At 51.1% G+C, this 23929-nt stretch carries 26 protein-coding genes and 1 pseudogene; 26 read left to right on the top strand and 1 reads right to left on the bottom strand.

Annotation, left to right across the window (positions count from 1 at the left end; all coding sequences use genetic code 11):
- The first annotated feature begins 149 nt into the window (after positions 1 to 149).
- Positions 150 to 929: an antitermination protein Q gene (locus HMPREF3119_RS14860; RefSeq protein WP_070580179.1), complete on the top strand. Its 780-nt coding sequence runs from the start codon at positions 150 to 152 to the stop codon at positions 927 to 929.
- A gap of 123 nt (positions 930 to 1052) precedes the next feature.
- Here the strand turns inward: HMPREF3119_RS14860 and HMPREF3119_RS14855 are convergent, their stop codons facing one another.
- On the bottom strand, positions 1053 to 1970 hold the full coding sequence (locus HMPREF3119_RS14855) for a hypothetical protein (RefSeq protein WP_070580168.1): 918 nt from the start codon (positions 1968 to 1970) through the stop codon (positions 1053 to 1055).
- A gap of 359 nt (positions 1971 to 2329) precedes the next feature.
- On the opposite strand from HMPREF3119_RS14855, the gene HMPREF3119_RS14850 reads away from it, so the two are divergent.
- The 25 genes and pseudogenes from HMPREF3119_RS14850 to HMPREF3119_RS14735 all read left to right on the top strand — a co-directional run bounded on the left by HMPREF3119_RS14850 (position 2330) and on the right by HMPREF3119_RS14735 (position 23834).
- Entirely contained in the window at positions 2330 to 2521 is a 192-nt protein-coding gene (locus tag HMPREF3119_RS14850) for a phage holin family protein (RefSeq protein WP_004240322.1), read from the top strand.
- The gene (locus tag HMPREF3119_RS14845; protein WP_070580166.1) at positions 2514 to 2990 is read left to right on the top strand and encodes a lysozyme; all 477 of its coding nucleotides are present in this window, start codon (positions 2514 to 2516) and stop codon (positions 2988 to 2990) included. Before HMPREF3119_RS14850 ends, HMPREF3119_RS14845 begins: the two co-directional genes overlap by 8 nt.
- Positions 2972 to 3130: a hypothetical protein gene (locus HMPREF3119_RS19440; RefSeq protein WP_168162291.1), complete on the top strand. Its 159-nt coding sequence runs from the start codon at positions 2972 to 2974 to the stop codon at positions 3128 to 3130. Before HMPREF3119_RS14845 ends, HMPREF3119_RS19440 begins: the two co-directional genes overlap by 19 nt.
- Positions 3127 to 3654 (top strand): hypothetical protein, encoded by a 528-nt coding sequence (locus HMPREF3119_RS14840; protein WP_062773645.1) that lies wholly within the window; start codon positions 3127 to 3129, stop codon positions 3652 to 3654. Before HMPREF3119_RS19440 ends, HMPREF3119_RS14840 begins: the two co-directional genes overlap by 4 nt.
- A gap of 297 nt (positions 3655 to 3951) precedes the next feature.
- Positions 3952 to 4137, top strand: a complete 186-nt coding sequence (locus tag HMPREF3119_RS14835; RefSeq protein WP_004242385.1) for a hypothetical protein — start codon at positions 3952 to 3954, stop codon at positions 4135 to 4137.
- Between the two features lie 323 nt (positions 4138 to 4460).
- Positions 4461 to 4964 carry a DUF1441 family protein gene (locus HMPREF3119_RS14830; RefSeq protein WP_046024954.1) on the top strand — a complete coding sequence of 168 codons (504 nt, stop codon included), beginning with the start codon at positions 4461 to 4463 and terminating at the stop codon, positions 4962 to 4964.
- Positions 4961 to 7075 (top strand): phage terminase large subunit family protein, encoded by a 2115-nt coding sequence (locus HMPREF3119_RS14825; protein ID WP_070580164.1) that lies wholly within the window; start codon positions 4961 to 4963, stop codon positions 7073 to 7075. The genes HMPREF3119_RS14830 and HMPREF3119_RS14825 overlap by 4 nt, the downstream gene beginning before the upstream one ends.
- The gene (locus HMPREF3119_RS14820; RefSeq protein WP_004242389.1) at positions 7072 to 7290 is read left to right on the top strand and encodes a hypothetical protein; all 219 of its coding nucleotides are present in this window, start codon (positions 7072 to 7074) and stop codon (positions 7288 to 7290) included. Before HMPREF3119_RS14825 ends, HMPREF3119_RS14820 begins: the two co-directional genes overlap by 4 nt.
- Positions 7287 to 8762 (top strand): phage portal protein, encoded by a 1476-nt coding sequence (locus HMPREF3119_RS14815; protein WP_070580163.1) that lies wholly within the window; start codon positions 7287 to 7289, stop codon positions 8760 to 8762. Before HMPREF3119_RS14820 ends, HMPREF3119_RS14815 begins: the two co-directional genes overlap by 4 nt.
- Entirely contained in the window at positions 8734 to 10770 is a 2037-nt protein-coding gene (locus HMPREF3119_RS14810) for a ClpP-like prohead protease/major capsid protein fusion protein (protein WP_070580161.1), read from the top strand. The genes HMPREF3119_RS14815 and HMPREF3119_RS14810 overlap by 29 nt, the downstream gene beginning before the upstream one ends.
- Positions 10771 to 10855: 85 nt before the next feature.
- Positions 10856 to 11197 carry a DUF2190 family protein gene (locus tag HMPREF3119_RS14805; RefSeq protein ID WP_070580159.1) on the top strand — a complete coding sequence of 114 codons (342 nt, stop codon included), beginning with the start codon at positions 10856 to 10858 and terminating at the stop codon, positions 11195 to 11197.
- Between the two features lie 4 nt (positions 11198 to 11201).
- A complete protein-coding gene (locus tag HMPREF3119_RS14800) occupies positions 11202 to 11480 on the top strand; it encodes an ATP-binding protein (RefSeq protein ID WP_070580157.1) in 279 nt (92 codons plus the stop codon).
- Position 11481: 1 nt separating this feature from the next.
- A complete protein-coding gene (locus HMPREF3119_RS14795) occupies positions 11482 to 12045 on the top strand; it encodes a phage tail protein (protein ID WP_070580155.1) in 564 nt (187 codons plus the stop codon).
- Entirely contained in the window at positions 12042 to 12440 is a 399-nt protein-coding gene (locus tag HMPREF3119_RS14790; RefSeq protein WP_070580153.1) for a phage minor tail U family protein, read from the top strand. The genes HMPREF3119_RS14795 and HMPREF3119_RS14790 overlap by 4 nt, the downstream gene beginning before the upstream one ends.
- Before the next feature lie 9 nt (positions 12441 to 12449).
- Positions 12450 to 12914, top strand: a pseudogene (locus HMPREF3119_RS14785) (phage tail tube protein); the annotation flags it as partial.
- Positions 12915 to 12980: 66 nt separating this feature from the next.
- Positions 12981 to 13379, top strand: a complete 399-nt coding sequence (gene gpG, locus HMPREF3119_RS14780; protein ID WP_070580151.1) for a phage tail assembly chaperone G — start codon at positions 12981 to 12983, stop codon at positions 13377 to 13379.
- A 65-nt stretch (positions 13380 to 13444) separates the two neighbouring features.
- Complete coding sequence (locus HMPREF3119_RS14775) at positions 13445 to 13729, top strand: phage tail assembly protein T (RefSeq protein ID WP_070580149.1); 285 nt, start codon at positions 13445 to 13447, stop codon at positions 13727 to 13729.
- The gene (locus tag HMPREF3119_RS14770; RefSeq protein WP_070580147.1) at positions 13692 to 16628 is read left to right on the top strand and encodes a phage tail tape measure protein; all 2937 of its coding nucleotides are present in this window, start codon (positions 13692 to 13694) and stop codon (positions 16626 to 16628) included. The genes HMPREF3119_RS14775 and HMPREF3119_RS14770 overlap by 38 nt, the downstream gene beginning before the upstream one ends.
- Before the next feature lie 2 nt (positions 16629 to 16630).
- On the top strand, positions 16631 to 16960 hold the full coding sequence (locus tag HMPREF3119_RS14765; protein ID WP_070580145.1) for a phage tail protein: 330 nt from the start codon (positions 16631 to 16633) through the stop codon (positions 16958 to 16960).
- Positions 16961 to 16983: 23 nt separating this feature from the next.
- Positions 16984 to 17625, top strand: a complete 642-nt coding sequence (locus tag HMPREF3119_RS14760) for a hypothetical protein (RefSeq protein ID WP_070580144.1) — start codon at positions 16984 to 16986, stop codon at positions 17623 to 17625.
- A 215-nt stretch (positions 17626 to 17840) separates the two neighbouring features.
- A complete protein-coding gene (locus HMPREF3119_RS14755; RefSeq protein ID WP_070580142.1) occupies positions 17841 to 18623 on the top strand; it encodes a KilA-N domain-containing protein in 783 nt (260 codons plus the stop codon).
- Positions 18624 to 18634: 11 nt separating this feature from the next.
- Positions 18635 to 19333 (top strand): phage minor tail protein L, encoded by a 699-nt coding sequence (locus tag HMPREF3119_RS14750; RefSeq protein WP_070580140.1) that lies wholly within the window; start codon positions 18635 to 18637, stop codon positions 19331 to 19333.
- Between the two features lie 17 nt (positions 19334 to 19350).
- On the top strand, positions 19351 to 20079 hold the full coding sequence (locus HMPREF3119_RS14745; RefSeq protein WP_070580138.1) for a C40 family peptidase: 729 nt from the start codon (positions 19351 to 19353) through the stop codon (positions 20077 to 20079).
- A complete protein-coding gene (locus HMPREF3119_RS14740; RefSeq protein WP_070580137.1) occupies positions 19983 to 20627 on the top strand; it encodes a tail assembly protein in 645 nt (214 codons plus the stop codon). The genes HMPREF3119_RS14745 and HMPREF3119_RS14740 overlap by 97 nt, the downstream gene beginning before the upstream one ends.
- A gap of 12 nt (positions 20628 to 20639) precedes the next feature.
- Positions 20640 to 23834: a TipJ family phage tail tip protein gene (locus HMPREF3119_RS14735; RefSeq protein WP_070580135.1), complete on the top strand. Its 3195-nt coding sequence runs from the start codon at positions 20640 to 20642 to the stop codon at positions 23832 to 23834.
- The last annotated feature ends 95 nt before the right edge of the window (positions 23835 to 23929 follow it).

Genomic DNA, 23929 nt, shown 5'->3' with positions numbered 1-23929 from the left:
CGGGTTCACCACGACGAGTTACACCGGGATACGGCAGCATGGGAAGAAAAGCACGGCAGTCAGCTGGAGTTGTTATTTAAGTTTATGAACCGGTCATACGGGATCGGCGTTTTTGGTTAATGCGCTGTACGGAGCGCGGAGAGATGAGCATGAAATTAGAATCAGCACTGAAGCAGTTTCACCCCAAATCCCCTATGTTCAGTGATTCGTCGCATTCAACATCCCCAGAACGGCTTAAAGGGATGGATACTGCAGCGGCACTTGGTATGACACAGCAAAAGGCGCGGTTCGGCATGCATGCTTTTTTTGCGAAGAATGATGTCAGCACGGAAGATAAATTCAAAACCGTTGAAGAACTGACTCAGTATGCAATGAAAGTGGCACCTAAACTGATAGTAAAGGCATCCGGCAACCGGTTGGCGCAGTGTATGAAAATTCTGTCAGCAATGGCGCTTGAGGATTATGCCAGGTCAGCGGGATCATCCTGCCAGTGCCACTCCTGTGGTGGGCTGGGTATGATTTATTCGGTAAAAGAGGTGGTTAAATATCCGGGGCTCACAAACAAAGATGGGATTTTTATTGTAGCGCCTGACATTCGTAACGAACGGGTTGGTGAAGTATGTGCCGCGTGTGGCGGCAAAGGGGTGGAACATTATCGCTGTCAGTGTAAAGGCCGGGGCAAGGTACCGGATGAAGAACAAACGGCATTGCAGGGCGTTCCTGTGATCAAAGATTGCCCTCGCTGTTCAGGTCGCGGCTACCGGCGCATGCCATCATCGAAAGCTTATAATGCAATACGGCACTTGGTACCAGATTTGAATGAAAGAACGTGGCGGCGCAACTGGAAGCCCTTCCATGAAAGGCTGGTGGAGAAATGTTACGTTGAGGAAGGTTGCGCGGAGGCATTATTCAACAAAGTGACTAATTGATGTAATTTTAATTATAAGCGTTGATATTTGTCCGGAATTGTTATAGTGTTTTCCCATAGTGGGATTTTTATAACTATCCACACTAAGGAATTTCAAGGCCCCGCATAAAACGGGGCTTTTTTATTACAATGTATTTAAGAAAGCTTGAAAGGCTGATTTGTCTTCTGATGAGACATTCTCCATCTTATTTAGCTTCTCCTGAATTAAATTCAGGTTTTTTCGCTGCAGAAACAACTTGGCATCTTTGAACAATACTTTTAGCTGACTAAGCCTTGTTTCGATGGTGTTGGTTCTTTGTGATGTTTCTGCCAGCAATGGGCTTGGAGATTCATCAGGGATGATACCGTTCAACTGTTGAATGTCTTCATAAATAGATGAATAAAGAGATTTTAGATTATTTTCCGGCATGAGGACGTGGATATTCCTCATCCTACCAATGTGTATTGATTGTAGGGCCTCTCCACTTTCTTGAAAATCCCTGTTGAACGTAAATAATAATTCTTTTAATTTTTTATCAATTTTTGAGGTGTCATAACTAATATCTGAATTTTGTGTTTTTGCTATATTTCTTATTTCTGTTGCGCCAGTCTGACCAACGAATCGTGAGTTCGATAGCTTTTCTATATTTATGGTTGCCCATAATATGTCTCTGCCTTTGAACTTAAGCGACTCAAGCTCAGATAGCCAGGCCGGACATTTTATCTTCCCTTGCGCGATAATAGCTTTGCGCTCTTCGTGTAATCGGAATTTGTCGAAATCGGAAGAGAGAGTATCAAACTCAATACCAAATATATTTTTTCCACACTTATTACCAATAACAGTCTCAATATTTTCTGATGTTACTACTATATAACCTTTATTGTGAGGCTGATTACAGGTTGAAAGTGAGCAATGAACTTTTTCTTTAACCTCGTAGTAACCGATTATTTTCTCAAGCGTGTGTTTTTCGTTTGAGAGTTTTTTTTGAAATGTGGGTTTAGAGGTAATGCTATCCCACTTATCCAGCTTTACAGATCCATTTTCTGTCTTAAGAAATATCATTAATCCACCTTTTTGCTGAAATTAATGCCTGAAAACGATCGCATTATAATCAAATTTTCGTTTAGCAGGTATATCCAATCGTGAAATGTCAGATTTGCGTGGTTTTTTACTATTAAGTATTTGGCATTGAAATACTTACTTTTAATTTATTCATACAAATCAACAACAAGAGCATTTGAATACGACAGGCTCATAACCTAATCCGTATTCGTCCACAGTGCTCTTTTTATTGCTTTCCCGCCGCTGGTGGGATTCCGAATAATGCCGCAGCCACCTTACTTTAACCGTCTGTAACAATATAAACCGGTTGCGGGATTTCCCTATCACTCAACATACGGAACACTCCGCAGGGGGTGGATATGCGCATGTCCGACAAATATTCCAGCCCTACAGCATACGCCTGGGGACTTATAACCTCTGCTTTTGGCGTTTTATCTCTGGACCAGTGGGCTATTGTTGCAGGAATCATCTGTACTGTCGGGACGTTCCTGGTGAACTGGTATTACAAACGGAAAGAATTCCAACTGAAAGCCGGAGAACATCATGAATAACCGATTATTTAAAAAAGTCATGGCCGCTTGTGCCGCCGGGGCGATTGCCGGAGCGCTGGTGCTGATCCCCGCGTATGAGGGTGTTGAGTACAAACCTTATCGTGATGTGGCCGGAGTGCTCACCGTATGTTATGGCCATACCGGCAGTGATATTCAGCCCGGCAAGTTGTACACGGATGCTGAATGTAAGGCGCTGCTGCATGACGACCTGACGAAAGTCCGGCGCGCGATTGACCCGATGATCAAAGTACCGATTGATGACAATACCCGGGCGGCCATCTATTCATTTGCATATAACACCGGAACCGGTGCGTTCTCGCGTTCGACAATGCTGCGGAAACTCAATGCCGGTGATATCGCGGGTGCCTGTGACGAAATGAAACGCTGGACATTTGCCGGTGGTAAGCAGTGGCAGGGTCTGATTAACCGGCGCGAAACGGAGAAAGCGGTATGCCACGGAACCCTTTAACACTGATCATCATTGCTATCATCCTGCTGACTACTGCTCTGTTGTCGGGTTGTTATCTGTATTCACTCCCGAATCACTGTAAGCCGCTGCCGGGTAACCCGCTGGACGGTGTGATCCATTATGAGTGTGAAGCGCTATGAAAAGGGTAATCACTGTATTACTCAACGGCTGGGTGTGGGCTGTCGTGTTCTTTGGTCTGTGGATGTTCAGCATGCTGTCAGCCGAACAAACGGAAGGCCAACACAAGGACAAGGTTATCACTGACCAGCAAAAGGTGATTGATAACGCCTACACCAGTATCGAAATCTTTGATCGCGTGGCCGCGGCGAACGCCAACCGTAATATGCGCGCCGATGCTCAATCACAGGAGAAGCAGATTGAATACCGCACAATCATCCGGAAAGAGGCTACCTGCAATTTGTATATTCCTCAGCCTGTTTCTGACGGGTTGCTCAGCCACGTCTACACCATCCGTGAATCAGCAATGCGTTCCGCTCCCGGCATCACTGACACAACCGGTACTGGCACCACTGCCACTCGCCGCCTGACATATTGCCAGGCGGTTGAATGGATAGAGCCACTACTGACCGCACTGGATAAGGCGAACGGGCAGTTAATGGATATCCGGAAAGCGGATACAGAGCGAAGCGGGAAGCCAAGATAAGCGGGCGATGCGGGAGATTGAGGCGGAGAGGGTGAAGTAAAAAAAGCCCCCATGACGAGGGGCACATATAAAAGACTCAGGAAATGTTTATTGTGATTTTCGTGTTGAGTATATCCCCGATAATTCCGTAATTTCAATATGCGGAACAAATAAAAAATGCCCTGTAAGAACAGGGCAAGTAAGCAATCGACAAAGAATATTTACTCTAACTACGATGCTCAATATACAGGCAATTTTGCGGGCGAATCAATAGAGCCTCGCTAAATAGCGGAGCATTTTATTACTAGAGGAAAAGCTATGTTTAAACATGAATTAGGTCAGGTTGTGCAGGTCACCATCAGCGGTGAAGAAGGTCATGTGAAAGCCCGTGCTGAATATCATAACGGCCCGAATCAGTATCTCATTCATTATCTGGCAGCGGATGGACGTGGGACTGATGGCTGGTTTGAGGAAGGTGAGCTGTCCCCGGCAGAACAACAATAACCCATCACAAAGCCTGCTCACTGAGTGGGCTTTTTAATTGGTTACGGAGAAATTAGCGTGAACCTTATAACTCATTGTTTATATGTGTGCTTGTGAAAAGGTACTCCCGGAGGGGTACCCTTACCACGGGGCGGCGGCTTCGCGGGAAACGGCTCATTTTCGGATTTCCATGCTGTCAGCAGCAGGTCAGTTAATTCATTGATACCGTTGATAAAAAACAACACTGAGGTGACAAAGCTGGTTTTTGTCTGTCACCTGAGTGCTGTTTATCCATTTGATTAACAACAATAAATAAGGAATCCACCTGACAGTGTGAGGTGACAATGTCTAATATCAGCAATCTCGGGGACGCGTATCACTGGAGTGTTGCAAAGATTGCTGAAGCGTTCGGACTGAACCGGGGTACGGTTAAAAAGCGGCTGCTCGATGCAAATGTGGCGATAGCAGGAACAGTACGAGGCAATCCGGTGTATGCCCTCCGCGATGTCGGTCCGGTGATATTCGGTGCTGACACAGAGAAAGATCCGTCCGGTATTCAGGATCCGGACAAAATGTTCCCGAAAGACCGTAAAGACTGGTTCCAGTCTGAAAACGAACGCATCAAACTTGAAACCTCGCTGCGCCAGCTGATACCTGCTGAAGAATCTCACCGTGAGATGGCGACCATCATCAAAGCGATAGCCCAGGTACTGGACACCTGGCCTGACCGACTGGAGCGTGACCACGGCTGGCAGCCTGAGCAAATCACACAGGCACAGGATGTGGTGGATGAACTCCGCGATCTACTGGCGGTGGAGGTGGAAAACGCAGAGGAAGAAAACGGATGAGTACAGGTTATGCGTCGGCGGCTGAAATGCGCCGGGATGTCTCTGTGCTGCTGCGTCCGCCGCGCCGGATGCCGGTGGCGGAGGCCGTTAAAAAATACATGCGGGTGCCGATGGGCGGCGGCAGCGCGGTGCAGTGGGAAGACACCCTGACGCCGTACATTATTGAGCCGATGAACTGCCTGACATCGCGGAAATATGATGCGGTGATATTTGTCGGCCCGGCACGTACCGGTAAATCCCTGGGGCTTATCGACGGCTGGATTGTCTACACGATAGTCTGTGATCCGGCTGATTTTCTGCTGATTCAGATGACGGAAGAAAAAGCCCGTGAGCATTCCAAAAAGCGCCTCGACCGGACATTTCGTGCGAGTCCGGAAGTAGCTAAACGGCTGAGCCAGCGCACCAATGACAATAACGTGCATGACAAAACATTCCGCGCCGGTAACTACCTGAAAATCGGCTGGCCGTCCGTCAATATCATGTCCTCATCGGATTACCGGTTTGTGGCACTGACGGACTATGACCGGTTTCCGGAAGATATCGACGGCGAGGGGGATGCATTCTCTCTGGCATCAAAACGTACCACAACATTTATGTCCGCCGGGATGACGCTGGTGGAAAGTTCACCCGGCCGGGAAATTACTGATCAGAAATGGACGCCGTCATCACCCCATGAAGCACCGCCGACCACCGGTATTTTATCGCTGTACAACCGTGGCGACAGGCAGCGCTGGTACTGGCCGTGTCCGCACTGCGGAGAATACTTTCAGCCGGTGTTTGATGCGGTGGCCGGTTACCGGGATGACCCGGATCCGGTGACAGCCAGTGAGGCGGCTTATATTGAGTGCCCGCACTGCACCGGACACATTTCCGGCAGCGAAAAGCGGAAGCTGAATAATCGCGGTGTCTGGCTGAAAGACGGCCAGGACATTGACCGGTACGGCAACATTACCGGCGATGCCCGCCGCTCCCGTATCGCGTCATTCTGGATGGAGGGACCGGCTGCCGCCTATCAGACGCTGTCCCAGCTCGTTTATAAATATCTCACCGCCGAACAGGAATATGAGCTCACCCTGAGCGAAGAAACCCTGAAAACAGTGATCAATACGGACTGGGGGCTGCCGTACCGGCCGAAACATACTCAGGATCAGCGCAAGGCAGAAGAGCTGCTGGCGCGGGCTGAGGATCTCGGGATCCGCTGTGTGCCGGAAGGTGTCCGCTTTCTGGTGGCAACCGTCGACGTGCAGGCCGGGAAAAACCGCCGGTTTGTGGTTCAGGTCACCGGCTACGGTGAAAAAGGTGAACGCTGGATTGTGGACAGGTTTGATATCACCCAATCCCTGCGGACGGACGGCAACGGCGAGTGTGTCCGTATTCATCCCGGTGCCTATCCGGAGGACTGGAAGCTGCTGATAACAGATGTGCTGGATAAAACATATCCGTTGTCCGGACATCCTGCGATCAGAATGCCCGTCATGATGCTGGGGGTGGATACCGGCGGTGAAAGCGGTGTTACTGATAACGCGTATGCTTTCTGGCGGCAGTGCCGCCGTGACGGTATCAGCCGCAAAGTGTTTCTGTTCAAGGGGGGCAGCCGTACCGGCGCAAAACTGATCACTAAATCCTATCCGGATAACACCGGACGCTCTGACCGGCAGGCGAAAGCCGCCGGGGATGTGCCGTTATATCTGCTGCAGACTGACAACCTGAAAGACCGGGTGGCTGCTGCACTGAGCCGTGATATGCCGGGCCCGAACTATGTGCATTTTCCGGACTGGCTGGATGACTCTTTCTATGACGAACTGACCTATGAGGAGCGGCTGACCAGCGGTAAATGGGAAAAGCCCGGGCGGGGCGCAAACGAAGCCTTTGACCTGATGGTGTACGCCCATGCACTGGTGATCATAAAGGGGTACGAGAAAATCAAATGGGATAAACCGCCGCCCTGGGCACGGTTACCCGATATTCCTGTTATTCCGCCTGAAAACGCTGACTCCCCCGACAATATCACCCTTATTTCAACAACCGGACCCGCGAAACCGAAGAAACCGAAAAAACGGAAAGCATCGGCGTGGGCCCCTGTTTCATCATCCGGAGGTGGCTGGATATGACCATAGAAGAGATTGACGACATGATCCGGCAGTACGCGGAAGCGGAACGCGCTGTATTGCAGGGCAGAAGCATCACGATGAACGGTCAGAGCATGTCGATGGAAAGCCTGAGCGAAATCCGCAAAGGGCGGGAATACTGGGAGCGCCGCCGCAGCGGTTTGTTATCGTCCCGCTCCGGCAGGCCGGGTTATAAACTGGCGAGGTTTCCGCGATGAAGCTGATCGACAGTGCTATCGGCCTGATTGCGCCGGGCTGGCAGGCGTCCCGGATGCGGTCCCGCCTCCAGATAAAAGCCTACGAGGCCGCAATGCCGACCCGAACTCACCGGGCGCGGCGGGAATCCCGTAACGCGAATCAGCTGGTGAAATCCGGCGGCCGGTCACTGCGCGAGCAGGCACGGTTTCTGGATGACAACCACGACCTTGTGATCGGTCTGCTGGATAAGCTGGAAGAGCGGGTGATTGGTGCGAAAGGCATTATTGTGGAGCCGCAGCCGCTGCTGCGGGGCGGCGAACTGGCTGATGACCTGGCAAAACAGATCCGTGCGGCCTGGTCGGAATGGTCTGTCAGTCCCGATGTGACCGGTCAGTATACCCGTCCGGTACTTGAACGGCTGATGGCGCGTACCTGGCTGCGTGACGGAGAGGTATTCGGTCAGATGGTGTCCGGACGGGCCAAAGGTCTGAGGCGGGAAAACGGGGTGCATTTCTGGATTGAGGCGCTGGAGCCGGACTTTGTGCCGCTGAATCTGGATGTGCCGGGCAGCAATATCTGCCAGGGTGTGAAACTCAATGAGTGGGGGCGGCCTGTCAGTTACAACGTGTATAAAAATATGCCGTCAGCCCTGTACTGGTCGCAGGATCTGAAAACCATCGACGCTGAAAACATGCTGCACCTTAAGTTTACCCGCCGCCTGCATCAGCTGCGCGGGCACAGTCTGTTGTCCGGCATTCTGATCCGCCTGAGTGCTCTGAAAGATTATGAGGACGCGGAACTCACCGCTGCCCGTATCGCCGCATCACTCGGAATGTACATCAAGAAGGGGGATATCTACAGTACTGATAATGAGCAGGAAGAGCGCGAGCTGAATATCGAGCCGGGCATTATCTTCGATGAACTGGCACCAGGTGAGGATATCGGTATGGTCAAATCTGATCGCCCGAACCCGAACCTGCAATCTTTCCGTAATGGTCAGCTGCGTGCAGTGGCCGCCGGCAGCCGCGGCAGTTATTCCAGTATTTCACGTGATTATGACGGCACTTACAGCGCCCAGCGCCAGGAGCTGGTGGAGTCTTTTGAGGGCTACGGCATTTTACAGGATGCGTTTGTGGCCGCAGTGACCCGCCCGATGTACCGCAGCTGGCTGACAATGGCAGTGGCGGAGGGGGGGATTGATGTACCGCCGGATGTTGATCCCGCTTCTTTAATGAATGCGGTTTACAGCGGCCCGGTGATGCCGTGGATTGACCCGCTGAAAGAGGCCAAAGCCTGGCAGGTGCTGCTGCGCGGCGGCGGGGCAACCGAAGGGGAATGGGTTCGGGCCAGAGGCTCCAGCCCTGCTGATACAAAACGCCGCCGTAAAGCGGAAATTGATGAAAACAGAAAGCTGGGGCTGGTGTTTGACACCGATCCGGCGAATGACAAAGGAGCGCCTGACGATGCCAAATCCCGGGACGATGACAAGTAACCCGAAAGCATCCGCACCGGTTAAAAGCTGGTTCCGCATGAAAGCCGCGGCGGATACTCAATCGGCGGACATTTATATCTATGACGAGATCGGCGGCTGGGGGATCTCGGCAAAGCAGTTTTCAAAAGAGCTGCTGGCGCTGGGGGATGTCAGTCAGATTAACCTGCATATTCACTCCCCGGGCGGTGAGGTGTTTGACGGGATCGCCATTTATAACCAGCTGAAAGGCCATGATGCAAAGATCACCGTCTATATCGACGGGCTGGCGGCTTCGATGGCCTCTGTTATTGCCATGGTCGGTGACACCGTGATTATGCCGGAAAACGCCATGATGATGATCCACAAACCGTGGGGAATTGCCTGGGGTGATGCGGATGAAATGCGGGATTACGCCGACCTGCTGGATAAGCTGGAAAATGTGCTGATCCCGGCGTATGTCGCCAAAACCGGCAAAACGGCGGAAGAGATTGCCGCCATGTTAGAAGAGGAAACCTGGATGAACGGCGACGAATGCCTGTCTCACGGGTTTGCTGATCAGCTTACTGACCCAGTACAGGCGATGGCCTGTATCACATCCAAACGTATCGAGGACTTTACTGCTATGCCACAGGCTATTAAAAACCAGGTATCACCGAAAAATACCGCTCAGACCACACCGGTTTCCGTGCCGAATCCGGCCCCGGTGACGCAGCCCGCCGCAACTGTGACTCAGCCTCAGCCGGTCGCGCAGCCGGATAATGCAGATGTACAGAATCAGATCCGTACTCAGGAACAAGCCCGTCTGAACGGCATTAAGGACTTGTTTGCAATGTTCGGCGGCAAACATAATGATCTGATGGTGGATTGCGTGACTGACACGCAGTGCTCACTGGAAGACGCCCGTGCGAAACTGCTGGAAAAACTGGGGGCTGAATCCACACCAAGCAACAAAAATAATGCTCATATCTATGCCGGGAACGGTAATTTCACCGGTAACGGCATCCGTGCATCGGTCATGACCCGTGCCGGGCACGAAGAAGCACAGCCGGATAACCCGTATAACAGCATGACACTGCGCGAACTGGCACGTATGTCGCTGACGGAGCGCGGTATTGGTATCAGCACCATGAACCCGATGCAGATGGTCGCTGCGGCATTCACACACAGCACTTCGGATTTCGGCAATATCCTGATGGATGTGGCTTATAAATCCCTGCTGCTGGGCTGGGAAGAGGCGGAAGAAACCTATGATAAGTGGACGAAGAAAGGTCAGCTCAGCGACTTTAAAACTGCTCACCGTGTCGGCCTCGGTGGTTTCCCGTCACTGCGTCAGGTGCGCGAAGGGGCGGAATATAAATACGTCACCACGGGTGACAAAGGGCAGACCATTGCGCTGGCAACGTACGGGGAACTGTTCAGTATCACCCGCCAGGCCATTATCAACGATGATATGAATGCCCTGACCGATATTCCGAACAAACTCGGCCGGGCAGCCAAAGCCACCATTGGTGACCTGGTGTATGCCGTGCTGACAGATAACGGGAAACTGAGTGACGGCAAAGCCCTGTTCAGTGCAGATCATAAAAATACGCTGTCCGGCGGCATGGATGTGGAGACCATCAGCAAAGGCCGCACGCTGATGCGCCAGCAGAAAGAGGGTGAACGTACGCTGAATATCCGTCCGGCCTTTATGCTGGTACCGGCGGCACTGGAAACACACGCACTTCAGGTTGTCGGTTCCGGCAGTGTGAAAGGGGCGGATGTGAATGCCAATATCATCAACCCGATCCGCAATATTGCGGAAATTATCACTGAGCCGCGTCTGGATGATAACAGTGAAAAAGACTGGTACATGGCCGCTTCTCAGGGCAGTGACACCATTGAAGTTGCCTACCTGAACGGTATCGATACCCCGTATATTGACCAGCAGGAAGGGTTCACCTCAGATGGTGTAACCACGAAAATCCGTATTGATGCCGGTGTGGCACCGCTGGATTATCGCGGAATGATCCAGGTGAAAGGCCAGTAATCCGGCTGAGAATCACATCATGAACGCCCGTGAGGGCTTTTTTTATACCTGAAATCCGGCACCTGCGGGTGCCGCGGAGACGATTATGGCTAAGAATTATCAGCAGCAGGGGATGACCATCGCGATTGTTAACAGCGGAACCAAACCCGTTACCAGCGGTTCACTGGTACAGGTTGGCTCACTGGCCGCGGTGGCAATTACAGACATTGCCGCCGGTGCAACCGGTGACGGATTTGCCGAAGGGGTTTTCCGGCTGCCTAAAAAAAACGGGCTGGTGCTTAAAGCGGGGGCTGCGGCTTCGGTTAAAGATGGCCAACTGGTGGATACCGGCGGCGTGGTGATCGGTGTTGCCTGGGAAGATGCGGCTGCCGGTGACACAGATGCGGCGGTGAAGATTAACGTCTTCCCGCCGGTGGCTCAGGGATAACGCTATGACCCCGTTTCAGCAGATGAAGTTCCGGATGGATGCACTGACAGCAGAGAAGATGGGCGAAATCATTTATCTGAATGATCAGCCTGTCTGTGCTGTTGAGTTTCATTTTCTTCCGGAAATGGGACCGGTCAGCGGTGACGGGGTCAGTTACGTGATTTTCACCCCGGGGGTCACACCGCGCCGGAAAGATCGGGTGGTTACAGGCAGCACTGAGTGCATCATCACCAGAGTGCAGCGCTATAACGGCAAACCGCATATTTTTATCGAGAGTGAATAATATGGATGGTCTGGAACAGGCAATTGCAAATATGAGATCACTGAGCTCATGGGCGGTGCCGATAGCATCCGTCCAGGCAGTTAACCGCGTGGCTGTACGGGCTGTAAGCCGCAGCGTGAAACGTGTTTCCGGTGAAACGCAGCTCAGGCAAAAGCTTATCCGTCAGCGGGTAAGACTCCGGCGCGCCAATACTGAGCAGTCAACCCCCCGGGCACGGCTGCTGGTTAACCGGGGTAATTTACCCGCAATAGCAATCGGTCCTGCGAAAGTGCAGCTGTCACGAAAGCGGCGGGATAAAAACGGCCGCGGCAGCGTGCTGAAAATCGGACGTTTTAAGTTTGAGGATGCGTTTATTCAGCAACTGGCAAACGGCCGGTGGCATGTTATGCAGCGCACCAGTAACTCACGTTATCCGATTGATGTGGTGAAAATCCCCCTGGTTACTCCGCTGACAAAAGCATTCACCGCAGAAACCGAGTCTCTTCTTCAGACGGATATGCCGAAAGAGATGATGTATGCACTGAAAAACCAGCTCCGGCTGTATATCAAAGGAAGGTTCTCATGAGAACGCATTCAGCTATCCGCAGAGCGGTCATTAATGCGCTGTCTGATCATGTCGGTGACATTGTCGTGCATGATGGTCGTCCTGTTTTTCTGGAAGAGGATGAGTTACCTGTGGTTGCGGTGTATCTCACTGATGCAGCGCCGACATCCGGGGTGTTGGATGATGATCAGTGGCAGGCCGTTCTGCATATTGAAGTTTTCCTGAAAGCGAGTAATCCGGACTCAAAACTGGACGAATGGATGGAAGACAAAATTTATCCCGCCATGCAGTCCGTACCGGCACTGGCCGGACTTATCGAAACAATGTCAGCGGCAGGCTACGACTATCAGCGCGATGATGAAATGTGCCTGTGGGGCTCAGCCGATCTGACATATCACCTGACGTATTCAATGTAAGGAAAAATTATGCCTTTACCTCCTAACCCGCTGGCTCCTGTCAAAGGCGCCGGCACAACGCTGTGGATTTATACCGGCGAAGACGACCCGACCAAAAATCCGCTGGCAGACGAAGGCTGGACGCGCCTGGCAAAAATCAAAGAGCTTCAGCCGGGTGAAATCAGCGCGGACAGTTACGACGATACCTATCTGGATGATGAGGATGCCGACTGGAAAGCAACCGCTCAGGGTGAAAAGTCAGCCGGTGAAGCCAATATCACACTGGCCTGGAAACCCGGCGAGCAGGGACAGAAAGACCTGGTCAGCTGGTTTGATACCGGTGATGTCCGTTATTACAAAATCCGCTACCCGAACGGCGCGGTTGATCTGTTCAAAGGATGGGTCAGCAGCCTGGGTAAATCGGTACCGGCAAAAGAGGTGATCACCCGTACCATCAAAATCACCAACTCCGGCCGCCCGGCACTGGCGGAAGAAATGAAACCGGCTGAAGGTGAAACCCGTTCAGCACCAAAAAGTAAAGAGACATCAGGAGAATAACGAATGAACTTTCTGCAACAGAAGGAATTTACGTATAACGGCGAATCACTGATGCTGAGCGAGTTGTCAGCCCTGCAACGTGTGGAATATTTCGATCACCTGGTGACACAGACTGAAAAAGAAGCCCCGGCAGAGGATGCGCAGAGCCTGAAACGCACTGCTGTTTATGTGCGTATGAATATCGAATCAAACGCGTTTCTGGTAGCACGCTCTCTGTTCAATGTGGGTAATACACCGGGCAAACAGGTTGATGAGATCCGTGCTGATATTCTCGGAACCTGGCCGCCGGTCGCACTGGAACAGGCGGCAAAACTGGTACTTGAACTCAGTGATATGCAGGTAAAAACCACAGACGGTGAAAGTGCTGAACCGGCCACAGACCCGGAACCGGCAGAAAAGTAATCGCCCGTGAGCGTCAGTTTATCCTGCGCCTCGCTCATGAATTTAAACGGGCGGACTGGCGCAGGATGCTGGCGGAGATGACGGCAACAGAGCTGGGTGACTGGTACACCTATTTCGGGGTAACGCCATTCACCCATCAGCTGATTGATCTGGAGTTCGCCGCACTCAGTAACACAGTGGTGTCGCTGGTGGGCGGCAGCAAAGACCTGTCGCTGAATGATTTTCTGTTACTGAAACACAGTGAAGAAACCGGTGAGACTGACGACTCACTGTTAATGACAGCAGGCGAGGGGATCGCCGGGGGAGTACGTTATGAGCCAGCAGATTGCGGATCTGGTGATCAACCTTAGTGCAGACAGCACATCTTTCACTGAGCAGGTTGGCCGTGTTGAACGTCAGTTGCAGCAGGCCGCGCAAAATACAGATGCGGCAGCAGAACGTATGCGCAGATATGCCGAAAGTCAGGCCGCGGCGATGAAGCGATCGGCTGATGCTCAGTCTGACGCGGTTAAGCAATCAGCAAAAGAACAAGGTGATGCGGTAACAAAATCCGTTGAATTGTTCCGGAGCGCGGCAGAGGCACTCAGTCAGTCAAAGGTATTCGACCCGACAAAATTTGCCTATCAGTGGCGGAAGACATTTCAGGATGCGGCCCGGATCCAGTCCGAGATGGTCAGAAGAATTAACGCTGCAGATGCTGCTGATGCGGCAGAAAAAAAGATCATTGAGCAACAGAACGCCCTGTACCGCAGTTTTATGAAACAGTCTGATGCTGTAAGAGAAACCAGTGCCGGTTACAGCAAATTGACTCAGATAAAAATAAAGCTGGATGAGGCCTATAAAGCCGGGAATCTGACGCAGAAAAACCACAGCGATATTCTCAGTGAACTTAATAATAAATATAACAATATAAAGAATGCCGAAGAGCAACAGTATCAGCAAAAAGCCCGGTTTATTCAGCGCCTGAAAGAACAGGTTGCCACACAGAACCTGTCACAAAAGGAAATGCTACGTTACCAGGCGGCGCAGCTGGGGGTGAGTTCGTCAGCGGATATCTATATCAATAAACTCCGTGACAGCAACAAAGAAACGGAGAAGTTTAAGAATAACAGTAAACTACTCAGTAATGGCCTTAACAGTCTCGCCAGTCAGTTCGGGATGTCCGGGTTACTGCGCGGCGGTATGTGGGGCGGGATTATATCCGGCATCGTGGGTGCAGGTAAGGCTGCATACGATGCGGAATCAGAGTTCACCAACTTCAATAAACAGCTGATCCTGACCGGTAATTATGCCAACAAAACCGCATCTCAGCTTAATGAAATGGCACGGACACTGTCCGGCGGCGGCATAACCCGCCATAAAATGGCAGAAACATTGTCAGAGGTAGTCGGCACAGGCCTGTTCCGGGATAACGAATTAACCCGCGTATCGAAAGCGGCTGCACAGATGAACTACATCACCGGCCAGTCAGTGGAAACCACGATCAGCCAGTTCAAACGCCTGCAGGACGAGCCGTTACAGGCCTCACTGGAACTGGAAAAGGCCAATCATCACCTGACCGCCGCACAGCTTGAGCAGATCCGCACACTGGAATTACAGGGTGATAAAACCGCTGCCGCCCGCCTGGCGGTGGATGCCTACGCCCAGGCCATTAACGACGGCGCAACGGATATCAGCAATAACCTGGGGTTTCTTGAGTCAGCCTGGGTCACCTTACGGGAGGCCGCCGGTAAGGCATGGGACACTATGCTCGGACTCGGAAGAAAACAGACACTTAATGAAGAAATCCGGGAAATTGAAGACGCACTCAAACGTATGTCTGACTCTCCGTGGTCAGTAAATAGCTCCGTCAACTCGGAACATTTGAAGAATAAACTCTCATCCCTGAATGAACAGAAATTTAAAGAAGACCTTGAGAAAGCAAGAGCCTTAGCAGATAAAAATAATGAGCAAATTGAAGTTAACCGGCTCAGGATTCGGCAGGAAAATTTCCTCAAAAATGCATCATGGGAAGAAAAGCAAAACGTTGAATTGGCTGAACTCGAAAAAAACAGATGGGCTCTGACAGATGAGGAATACAAGGGGGCAAGAAGAAGAATAATTCACCGAAACCGACCGCGTGATCAACCACGAACCAGAAAAGGTAAAGAGTTTCAGGTTGATGAAGGGACCAAGGCTGAAGAACAAGCAATTAAGGAACAGGTCGCCCTGGAATCAAGGCTCCGCGTCCTGAAGGAGCACAAATCTGTTACCGATGTAATCAGTGCTGAGCGTAAAAAATTGTGGGAAATGGAAGCGCAGATCAGTATTACCGAAGAGGCCAGAGGTAATCGTAAGTTAACCAAGCAGGAACAAGCACTGCTGGCAAATAAAGCAGCGGTACTGGCTCAGCATGAGAAACTGGCACTATTGGGTGATGAAGTTGTTGCTCAGGAACGCCTGAATAAGCTTCAGGAGCAGGCCGATAAATATGTTAAGCAACAGACTGAAAAGCAAAATGCAATCCGCGATACTATCGGCAAATCTTCGCGTGAAGCGCAGCAGGCTCTGGAGAGGTCACAAATTCTCTCTGCTCACCAGGATAATCCGCGGCTGAATGAAATGCTGGCGGCTCAGGCAGAAACGTATGCGGCGGAAGAGGAAAAACGCGCTAACTGGCTGGCCGGGGCACAGACTGCATGGGGTGATTACCGTGATGCAGCACTGGATTCAAATGCGCAGATCCAGAATGCCACCATGGCTGCACTGAACGGATTTTCAACTGAACTGACCTCTGTGCTGACAACCGGCAAAGCTAATTTCCGTGAGTTCACCACATCGATACTGAAAATGCTGACAGAAATTTTTGTTAAAAAGTCGATTGTCATGGGGCTGGATGCAATGGGATTTAATTTTACCCCAAACGCTAAAGGGGGCGTCTATAGCTCCCCATCACTGAGCGCGTACAGTGGTCAGGTAGTGCATACCCCGACAATGTTTGCCTTTGCAAAAGGTGCAGGTGTTATGGGGGAAGCGGGACCGGAAGGGATTTTTCCGCTGCGTCGCGGTTTGGACGGAAAACTGGGCGTGGTGGCTAAAATGGCTGGTGGAGGTGATGGCGTAGTTCAGCATTTTAATATCACCATCCAAAATGATGGTAGCAATGGCCAGATGGGGCCGCAGGCAACTCAGCAGATCCTGAAGCTGGTTGAACAAAAAACCAAACAGGTATTAGCATCAGAACGCCGTCCTGGCGGAGCAATGGGGTAACAATGGAAATATTCACCTGGAAAGTTAAACCCGGCATGAACATTGAGAGCGAACCCCGTGCTCGCTCTGTTCGTTTCGGTGATGGCTATGAGCAGCGCCGCCCTGACGGCTTCAATACTAATCTTGAAAAATACAGCGTTACATTATCACCAAAGAATGCTGAGGCTCAGGTTGTCAGGGCTTTTCTGGAAAAACATGCGGGCGTAACCGCATTTCTCTGGAAGCCCCCTCATCAAATGAACGCAATCAAGGTATTATGCCGTAAATGGTCATTTTCAGTGGGGGCGCTTAGAACCGATGTTACCGCTGAATTTGAAGAGGTTTTGGCATAAAACTGATTAACGCGGGGTTCACCATGAAAAAAAACATCGCATTTTTTACATTCCTTCTTGGCTTTTGCTTTTCATCATTAGCGGTAACAAATGGAAAAGAAATAACAGCACCTCTCGGACTGAAATGGGGGATGACTAAAAATGAGATTATTGAAAAAACTGGCGGTATAAAGGAAATAGGATTTAGAGATGGTATTAAGCAATTTTTGGTAAACAATAAAGATAATAAAGTTGATGGATTAGAGTTGTACAGTATTGGTATTGATAAAAAGTACGGGCTCACAAGTGTCGAAATGATGTTTTATATAGATAATGACAGTAACGGTAATAAGGCTGTTGAAAAATATAATATTTTGAAGAAAGTTTTAGTTTCAAAGTACGGTGAGCAATACTCAGATGAGTATCTGTGGCGTAATTATAATAAAGGCTCGATGTCATTTGCAGCATGTATTGATAATGAGCAATGTGGAAAATATTTTTCATCATTTGAAGATGATATAGGCGGCAATGCTGGATTGATGCTGACTACTGATTCATCTGGTGAAAACGCGAATGTATTCTTATTATATAAATCTCCTGCAATTAAAAAAATAAAAGAAGAAGTCAAAGCCAGTTCTGAAAGCGAAGTACAGAAAAAAGCGCAAGCATTATCTGATTCGCTATAGTACCAATGTGGTATATCCATAAATAACCCGCTCCGGCGGGTTTTTTTATACCTGAAATTCAGTTTTATCCACCTGTGCACCACATGCACACACGCTTTTAAACATCGAACCGATATTTAGGAATGAGCCTTTGAGGGGATCAGCTATAGCTGATGCTGCTTCGATGGGCTGATCTCCTATGTGGCAAAGGTTCATTACTAAGTAAGGTAAGCATCATGATTAAAATCATACCTATGAAGTATGACGAATCCCTGATCCCGTTTAATGGTGATTGCTGGGTAAATGCAACAGTGGCAGCCCGGTATTTTGGGAAGCTAACGAAAGACTGGCTGAGGATTACATCAACAAAAGAGTATATTTCAGAAGTAGGACAAGAGCTTGATATTGAAGCCTATAATTCTAAAGAGGAGATTTCTCCCCTTTTAGTTCGGGTGGAAAAAGGGCGTTATGGCGGCACCTGGATTCACCCGGAACTGGTCATTGAGTTTGCCCGCTGGTTATCACCAAAATTTGCCCGCGCTTGTGACCGGCATATAAAAAATATGCTGATGGCGCAGAATATGACACTGACGGAAGATCAGGTTATCGGCCTGCTGACATACAAAGACGCCACTGAGTGGGAAAAGCGTTTTCAGGAGCCTTACTATCGCGCACTGTCAAAAATGGCCGGTGTTCCTTATTTTGGTCATGTCGGCGGGTGTCCGTCACTCTTCGGGATGATCACGGCGAAGTGGGTATACGGCGTTGCATTGCCTGACTATGTATACGAATCGGTAAAAGAAAACCGATCAGCCGGTGAGAAAATTCATCAGTATCTCAAGGCAGATGCCTTACGGAAAGTTGAAGAACAAATGGTGGTGGTGACTAATATCGCCAACAGCTCAGCAGACTATAAGGATTTTGATGCCCGGTGTATGGCCGCATTTGATGTTAAAGGGCAGATGCAGCTGCTTTATCCGGTGACGGGAAATAATTCACAGATTACCCGGTTACAGTAGCGGGAGGCGCAATGCAGCACATCTCTCCGGAAATGCGGATTGCGGTTACTGAGCTGGCTTCCGACCCCGAAATTGAACTGTTTGAAATCGACCTTACTCATATCGGCGGTATCCGGTACCGGTTTTATAACGGCATGAATGGTCAGCGAAAGCCGCTTATCTGGCAAAAACAGGTTTATGATCCCTATCCTGTCAGTGGTGAGGGGTTCACCTACAGCGGAAAAGGCCCGTCAGGACGACCGACGATTACACTGTCCAACCTGTTCGGCCTGATCACCGGTATTGTCAGTCAGCTGGATGGGGCCGGTGGCGGTTATGTGATCCGCCGGGTGGTTAAATCCCGGTTCCTCGATGCAGATAACTTTGAGGGCGGAAATCCGGATGCTGATCCGTCACAGGAAATTATCAGCCGCTGGGTTATCGAACAGGTCACCAGTCTGAATAATAAAACAGCTTCCTTCATGCTGGCCGCACCCAGTGAGACAGACGGCGCAATGCTGCCGTGCCGGGTTATTTTGTCGGACGTGTGTCCGTGGGGGTACCGGTCTGCCGAATGTGGTTACGCGGGTCCGCCGGTCGCTGATGAATGGGGTAGACCAACCAGTGACCCGGCAAAGGACAAATGCGGCAAACGACTGCCGGACTGCAAACTCCGCAATAACCAGTCACGCATCGGGGCATTTGTCTCCACTTCCCGTCTCAGCAAATAGCACTTCAGAGGGTTTCCATGATTAAACACGCCATTCTGGCGCACGCTCAGGCGGATGCGCCCCGGGAATCGTGCGGCCTGATTATCCGTAATGAGCAGGGGGAGCTGTATCTGCCGTGCCGGAATCAGTCTCCGGATCCTGAACACCATTTTACTGTCGGGTTTGACGATTTTATCCGTGCCGGTGAGCAGGGCGAGGTTGTGGCTGTGGTTCACAGTCACCCGGGCGGCCAGCCGTATCTGAGCAGTGCGGACAGGACCATGCAGATAAACAGCGGACTGCCGTGGCTGCTGGTCTGTGACGAAAAAATCCACCGCTATGAACCGGTGCCGCCTCTGCTGGGCCGCCAGTTTGTGCACGGCGTGACCGACTGCTACAGCCTGTTCCGGGATGCGTATCACCTGACAGGCATCAACCTGCCGGATTTTGAACGGCATGATGACTGGTGGCGGCATGGTGAAGAACTCTACCTGGACAATATGGAGAACAACGGTTTTGTCAGGGTGAAAAAAGATATTCAGCCGGGGGATGTGATCCTGTTCTGTTACGCCAGTTCCCGGGCGAATCACGCCGCTGTTTATCTCGGCGCACAGACCATTCTCCACCACATACCCAATCAACTCAGTAAGCGCGAGGCATATAACCCACGATGGCAACGAATGACTCACTCGATCTGGCGTTACCGCCACTGGCAACCTTCCGGCTTTACGGGGATTTGCAACGATTTGGACGCCGCTTTGATCTGAGTGTCAGAACGGCGGCGGAAGGTATCCATGGGCTTCTGCTCCAGCTCCCGCAGCTACGGCAGCGTATCCGTGACGGCTGGTACCAGATACGGATCGCCGGCAGTGATGTTTCCCCGGATGAAATTCACCGGCGTTTTAATGATCCGCTTCCCCGGAATGCGGTCGTTCACATTGTCCCGCGTATCGAAGGGGCTAAGAACGGAGGTGTGTTTCAGTTTATCGCCGGCGCTGCTGTGCTGGCAATCGGATGGTGGAACCCCGGCGGCTGGGCTATCGGTGGTGCGCTGATGTCGGCCGGTGCGGCCATGATGCTGGGCGGTGTAGCACAGATGCTGACACCGGTAGCGAAACAGCCGGATATGTCACGGGGTGAGGAAGAGAAGGGTAATACCTATTTCAGTAACCTCGAAAATACCGTGGCACAGGGCGTGGCCGTACCTGTGGCCTACGGGCGGATTATGTGCGGGTCGCGGGTTATTTCACAGTCCATTGAGATTATGGATGACAGCGACGGCACCAATATTGATGCCGGTAAACACGGCGGGTAAGTGAGGTAACAGATGGGAAAGGGCGGCGGCGGGCAGCGTACACCGTATGAGGCACCGAATGATTTAAGTTCACGGCAGAAAATATCCCTGATTGACCTGATAAGTGAGGGTCCGATTGAGGGGCCGGAAGAAATTAACAATGTGGTGAATGATTTGTCCTGCGTGTATCTGGATGATACGCCTGTCATTGACGGATCCGGAAACAGTACAGTAAACGGACTGACGGCGCAGTGGCGCGCAGGAACACTGGAGCAGCCGGGACTATACGGCTTTACTTCATCAGCCAATGAGGAACCGGTTGGTATCGAGGTAAAATACAATGTCCCGGTCACCCGGACAATCACCTCACCGTATATCGACCGCCTGCGGCTGACGTTCGGGACACAGTCCCTGGTGGAATCCAAAGACAACGGCGACAGGGTGGCGACATCGGTGCAACTGGAAATTCAGATCCAGCGTGGCAGTGTCTGGTCAACGGAAAAAGTGGTCACCATCACCGGCAAGCGCAGCAACTCCCCTTACCTGATGGCGGTCATTCTGGATAACTTACCGCCGTCCCCGTTCAGTGTCCGGATGCGCCGGTTAACGCCGGACAGCACCACGGATAAAATTCAGAACAATACGGTCTGGTCGAGTTATTCAGAGCTTATTGATATTAACCAGACCTACCCCGGCTCCGCGGTCGCCGGACTGACATTTGAAAGTGAGCAGTTCGGTAATAAATTCCCGCGCCGTAACTATCTTATTAAGGGCCGTATTATCCGGGTACCGGCCAACTACAACCCGGATACACTGGTGTATTCCGGTATATGGGACGGCACCTTTAAACCTGCATGGTCGGATAACCCTGCGTGGGTGCTGTGGGATCTGCTGACACATCCGCGCTATGGCATGGGGCAGCGCCTGAAAATAGCCGAAGTGGATAAATTCGCGCTGTATATGATCGGGCAGTACTGCGATCAGGAGGTGGATGACGGTTTCGGCGGTAAAGAGCCGCGCGTCCGCTGTAATGCTTATATTACCGATCTGCGTAAAGCCTATGATGTGATCAGTGAGCTGTGTTCCTCAATGCGGATTATGCCGGTGTGGAACGGTCAGGTTCTGACGTTTGTGCAGGACCGCCCGTCTGATTCTGTATGGCCGTACACTAACGCTAACGTTGCTGACGGGGTGTTTGAATACAGTTTCAGTCCGTCAAAGGCGCGACATAACGTGGTCGAGGTTCGCTTCATTGATCCTGATAACGGCTGGAAAACCAGTGTGGAGCAGGTGTCTGATGATGTCTCTGTGGCACAGAACGGCCGGAATGTACTGCGTGTGGATGCTTTCGGCTGCACCAGTCGCGGGCAGGCTCACCGGCACGGATTGTGGATCCTGACGACAGAAAAACTCGAAACGCAGACGGTTGAATTCAGAATTGGTGCGGAAGGATTACGCCATACGCCCGGTGATATTTTCGAGATAGCGGATAACGACTGGGTGGATATGCAGATCGGCGGCCGCATTCTGTCTGCTGACCCGGAAAAGAAAACGCTGCTGCTTGACCGCAACATAGAAAAACCGGCCAAAGGTGATGCGCATGTTATTGTCACCGATGGTTCCGGCCTGCCGAAAACCATCAAAGTGACCGGCTATCCGGCTACGAATCAGATTACCCTCGATGTGATGCCGGAAGGTATACCACAACATTCTGTCTGGACGCTCTCCCTGCCGTCACTGCGCCGCCGGTTATTCCGGGCGGTGTCACTGGCGGATAACAGTGACGGAACCTTTATTGTTACTGCGGTTCAGCATGCGCCGGAAAAAGAAGCCATTGTGGATAAGGGGGCGGTATTTGAACCGAAGCCGGATACACCTCTTGGTGGTTTTATTCCTCCGGTTGAAAATCTTACTGTGGAAATAAGCAGTGATAATGAGGCATGGCAGGCAGCTGCATCATGGAACTCACCCTATGCCCTGCGCGGTGTTGAATATCTGCTGAAGCTGACCATCGGCGACCGTGTTGCCGGAACGGCGGTAACGAAAGAATCGTTTTACCGGTTCAGTGGTATGCCGCAGGGTAATTATGTGCTGACAGTCACCCCGCAGAATGACAGAGGGCAGAAAGGGGAACCGGCCAGCACATCATTTTCCGTCAATCCGCCGCTGCCACCGTCTTATATTGAAGTTGAACCCGGCTATTTCAGTCTCGGTATTGTTCCGCGTTCCGGCGGACAGAACAGCCTGCGGGCGCAATATGAGTTTTGGTTTTCAGATAAACAGGTAGCCGATATCCGCGATATTGAATCTGTGGCCGCTTATCTGGGTAACGGCACTATGTGGATTGTGCAGGGACGTAATATGAAAGCAGGTCACCGCTATTATGTGTATGTCCGCAGCGTAAACGTGGTCGGAAAATCGATATTTGTTGAGGCCAGTGGTATTCCGGAAAGTAATGCCGATGAAATCCTCGACGCTGTGCAAAAAGAGCTCGAAGACTCAGCCATCATCAAAGACCTGCAGTCGCAGGCTGACGATAATTTCGAGGCCATCATCAACAACGCCAACAACGCCTACGGCCAGTGGGGCTACTGGCAGCGCGAAAACGGCGCGATGAAAGCAGAAATTATCGAAGTACGCAACTACACGGTCACGAAAACAACGGCACTTGCGGAGAAACTGGATGCAGTTAAGGTAACTGCAGACGACAGTTTCGCCATGGCACAAAATTCCATCCGCGCACAGTGGGATATGGCATCAGGTCAGGCATCGGTGGTCCACGATATGAAAGTCCGGATCCATTACAACGGTGAGGACTATTCCGCCGGCATGGTTATCGGGGCCGAGCTGAAAGGCGGGGAGGTGAACACGCTTATCGGCTTTAACGCTCAGAAGTTCGCATTTTATAACCCATCCAGTAAGTCGATGGATCTGTTTATGTACATGGAGGGCGGGCAGATCTTCATGCGCGAGGCATTTATCAACCAGGCCTGGCTCAATGAAGTTGTCGTTACTGACAAAATGCAGTCGGAGAACTATGTGCCGGGCAAATCCGGCTTCCTGATTGATGCGAAGGGCGGAAATGCTGAGTTTAACAGTGCGACATTTCGCGGAAATCTTGATATCCGCAGTGCGGCATCAGGCGGGAGGATGGAAATTAATAACACTAGGATAGATGTTTTCGATGACAGCAATGTATTACGAGTCAGGATCGGGAGGTTGTCTTGAGTCGATACGGTATATATGTTCAGCCTGAAACTGGGTCAAAACCTTTTTATCTGGACGATGAACAATGTCAGCCACTGGCAAAACTGGGGCAGTTT

Origin of the sequence: Morganella sp. HMSC11D09, assembly GCF_001807955.1 — a bacterium.
GTDB classification, from domain to species: domain Bacteria; phylum Pseudomonadota; class Gammaproteobacteria; order Enterobacterales; family Enterobacteriaceae; genus Morganella; species Morganella morganii.
This window is presented reverse-complemented; position numbering and strand designations above follow the sequence as displayed.

Coding starts and splice junctions, on each gene's coding strand:
- HMPREF3119_RS14860 (WP_070580179.1), top strand. CDS start 150: ATGAAATTAGAATCAGCACTGAAGCAGTTTCACCCCAAATCCCCTATG.
- HMPREF3119_RS14855 (WP_070580168.1), bottom strand. CDS start 1,970: ATGATATTTCTTAAGACAGAAAATGGATCTGTAAAGCTGGATAAGTGG.
- HMPREF3119_RS14850 (WP_004240322.1), top strand. CDS start 2,330: ATGCGCATGTCCGACAAATATTCCAGCCCTACAGCATACGCCTGGGGA.
- HMPREF3119_RS14845 (WP_070580166.1), top strand. CDS start 2,514: ATGAATAACCGATTATTTAAAAAAGTCATGGCCGCTTGTGCCGCCGGG.
- HMPREF3119_RS19440 (WP_168162291.1), top strand. CDS start 2,972: ATGCCACGGAACCCTTTAACACTGATCATCATTGCTATCATCCTGCTG.
- HMPREF3119_RS14840 (WP_062773645.1), top strand. CDS start 3,127: ATGAAAAGGGTAATCACTGTATTACTCAACGGCTGGGTGTGGGCTGTC.
- HMPREF3119_RS14835 (WP_004242385.1), top strand. CDS start 3,952: ATGTTTAAACATGAATTAGGTCAGGTTGTGCAGGTCACCATCAGCGGT.
- HMPREF3119_RS14830 (WP_046024954.1), top strand. CDS start 4,461: ATGTCTAATATCAGCAATCTCGGGGACGCGTATCACTGGAGTGTTGCA.
- HMPREF3119_RS14825 (WP_070580164.1), top strand. CDS start 4,961: ATGAGTACAGGTTATGCGTCGGCGGCTGAAATGCGCCGGGATGTCTCT.
- HMPREF3119_RS14820 (WP_004242389.1), top strand. CDS start 7,072: ATGACCATAGAAGAGATTGACGACATGATCCGGCAGTACGCGGAAGCG.
- HMPREF3119_RS14815 (WP_070580163.1), top strand. CDS start 7,287: ATGAAGCTGATCGACAGTGCTATCGGCCTGATTGCGCCGGGCTGGCAG.
- HMPREF3119_RS14810 (WP_070580161.1), top strand. CDS start 8,734: ATGCCAAATCCCGGGACGATGACAAGTAACCCGAAAGCATCCGCACCG.
- HMPREF3119_RS14805 (WP_070580159.1), top strand. CDS start 10,856: ATGGCTAAGAATTATCAGCAGCAGGGGATGACCATCGCGATTGTTAAC.
- HMPREF3119_RS14800 (WP_070580157.1), top strand. CDS start 11,202: ATGACCCCGTTTCAGCAGATGAAGTTCCGGATGGATGCACTGACAGCA.
- HMPREF3119_RS14795 (WP_070580155.1), top strand. CDS start 11,482: ATGGATGGTCTGGAACAGGCAATTGCAAATATGAGATCACTGAGCTCA.
- HMPREF3119_RS14790 (WP_070580153.1), top strand. CDS start 12,042: ATGAGAACGCATTCAGCTATCCGCAGAGCGGTCATTAATGCGCTGTCT.
- gpG (WP_070580151.1), top strand. CDS start 12,981: ATGAACTTTCTGCAACAGAAGGAATTTACGTATAACGGCGAATCACTG.
- HMPREF3119_RS14775 (WP_070580149.1), top strand. CDS start 13,445: ATGCTGGCGGAGATGACGGCAACAGAGCTGGGTGACTGGTACACCTAT.
- HMPREF3119_RS14770 (WP_070580147.1), top strand. CDS start 13,692: ATGAGCCAGCAGATTGCGGATCTGGTGATCAACCTTAGTGCAGACAGC.
- HMPREF3119_RS14765 (WP_070580145.1), top strand. CDS start 16,631: ATGGAAATATTCACCTGGAAAGTTAAACCCGGCATGAACATTGAGAGC.
- HMPREF3119_RS14760 (WP_070580144.1), top strand. CDS start 16,984: ATGAAAAAAAACATCGCATTTTTTACATTCCTTCTTGGCTTTTGCTTT.
- HMPREF3119_RS14755 (WP_070580142.1), top strand. CDS start 17,841: ATGATTAAAATCATACCTATGAAGTATGACGAATCCCTGATCCCGTTT.
- HMPREF3119_RS14750 (WP_070580140.1), top strand. CDS start 18,635: ATGCAGCACATCTCTCCGGAAATGCGGATTGCGGTTACTGAGCTGGCT.
- HMPREF3119_RS14745 (WP_070580138.1), top strand. CDS start 19,351: ATGATTAAACACGCCATTCTGGCGCACGCTCAGGCGGATGCGCCCCGG.
- HMPREF3119_RS14740 (WP_070580137.1), top strand. CDS start 19,983: ATGGCAACGAATGACTCACTCGATCTGGCGTTACCGCCACTGGCAACC.
- HMPREF3119_RS14735 (WP_070580135.1), top strand. CDS start 20,640: ATGGGAAAGGGCGGCGGCGGGCAGCGTACACCGTATGAGGCACCGAAT.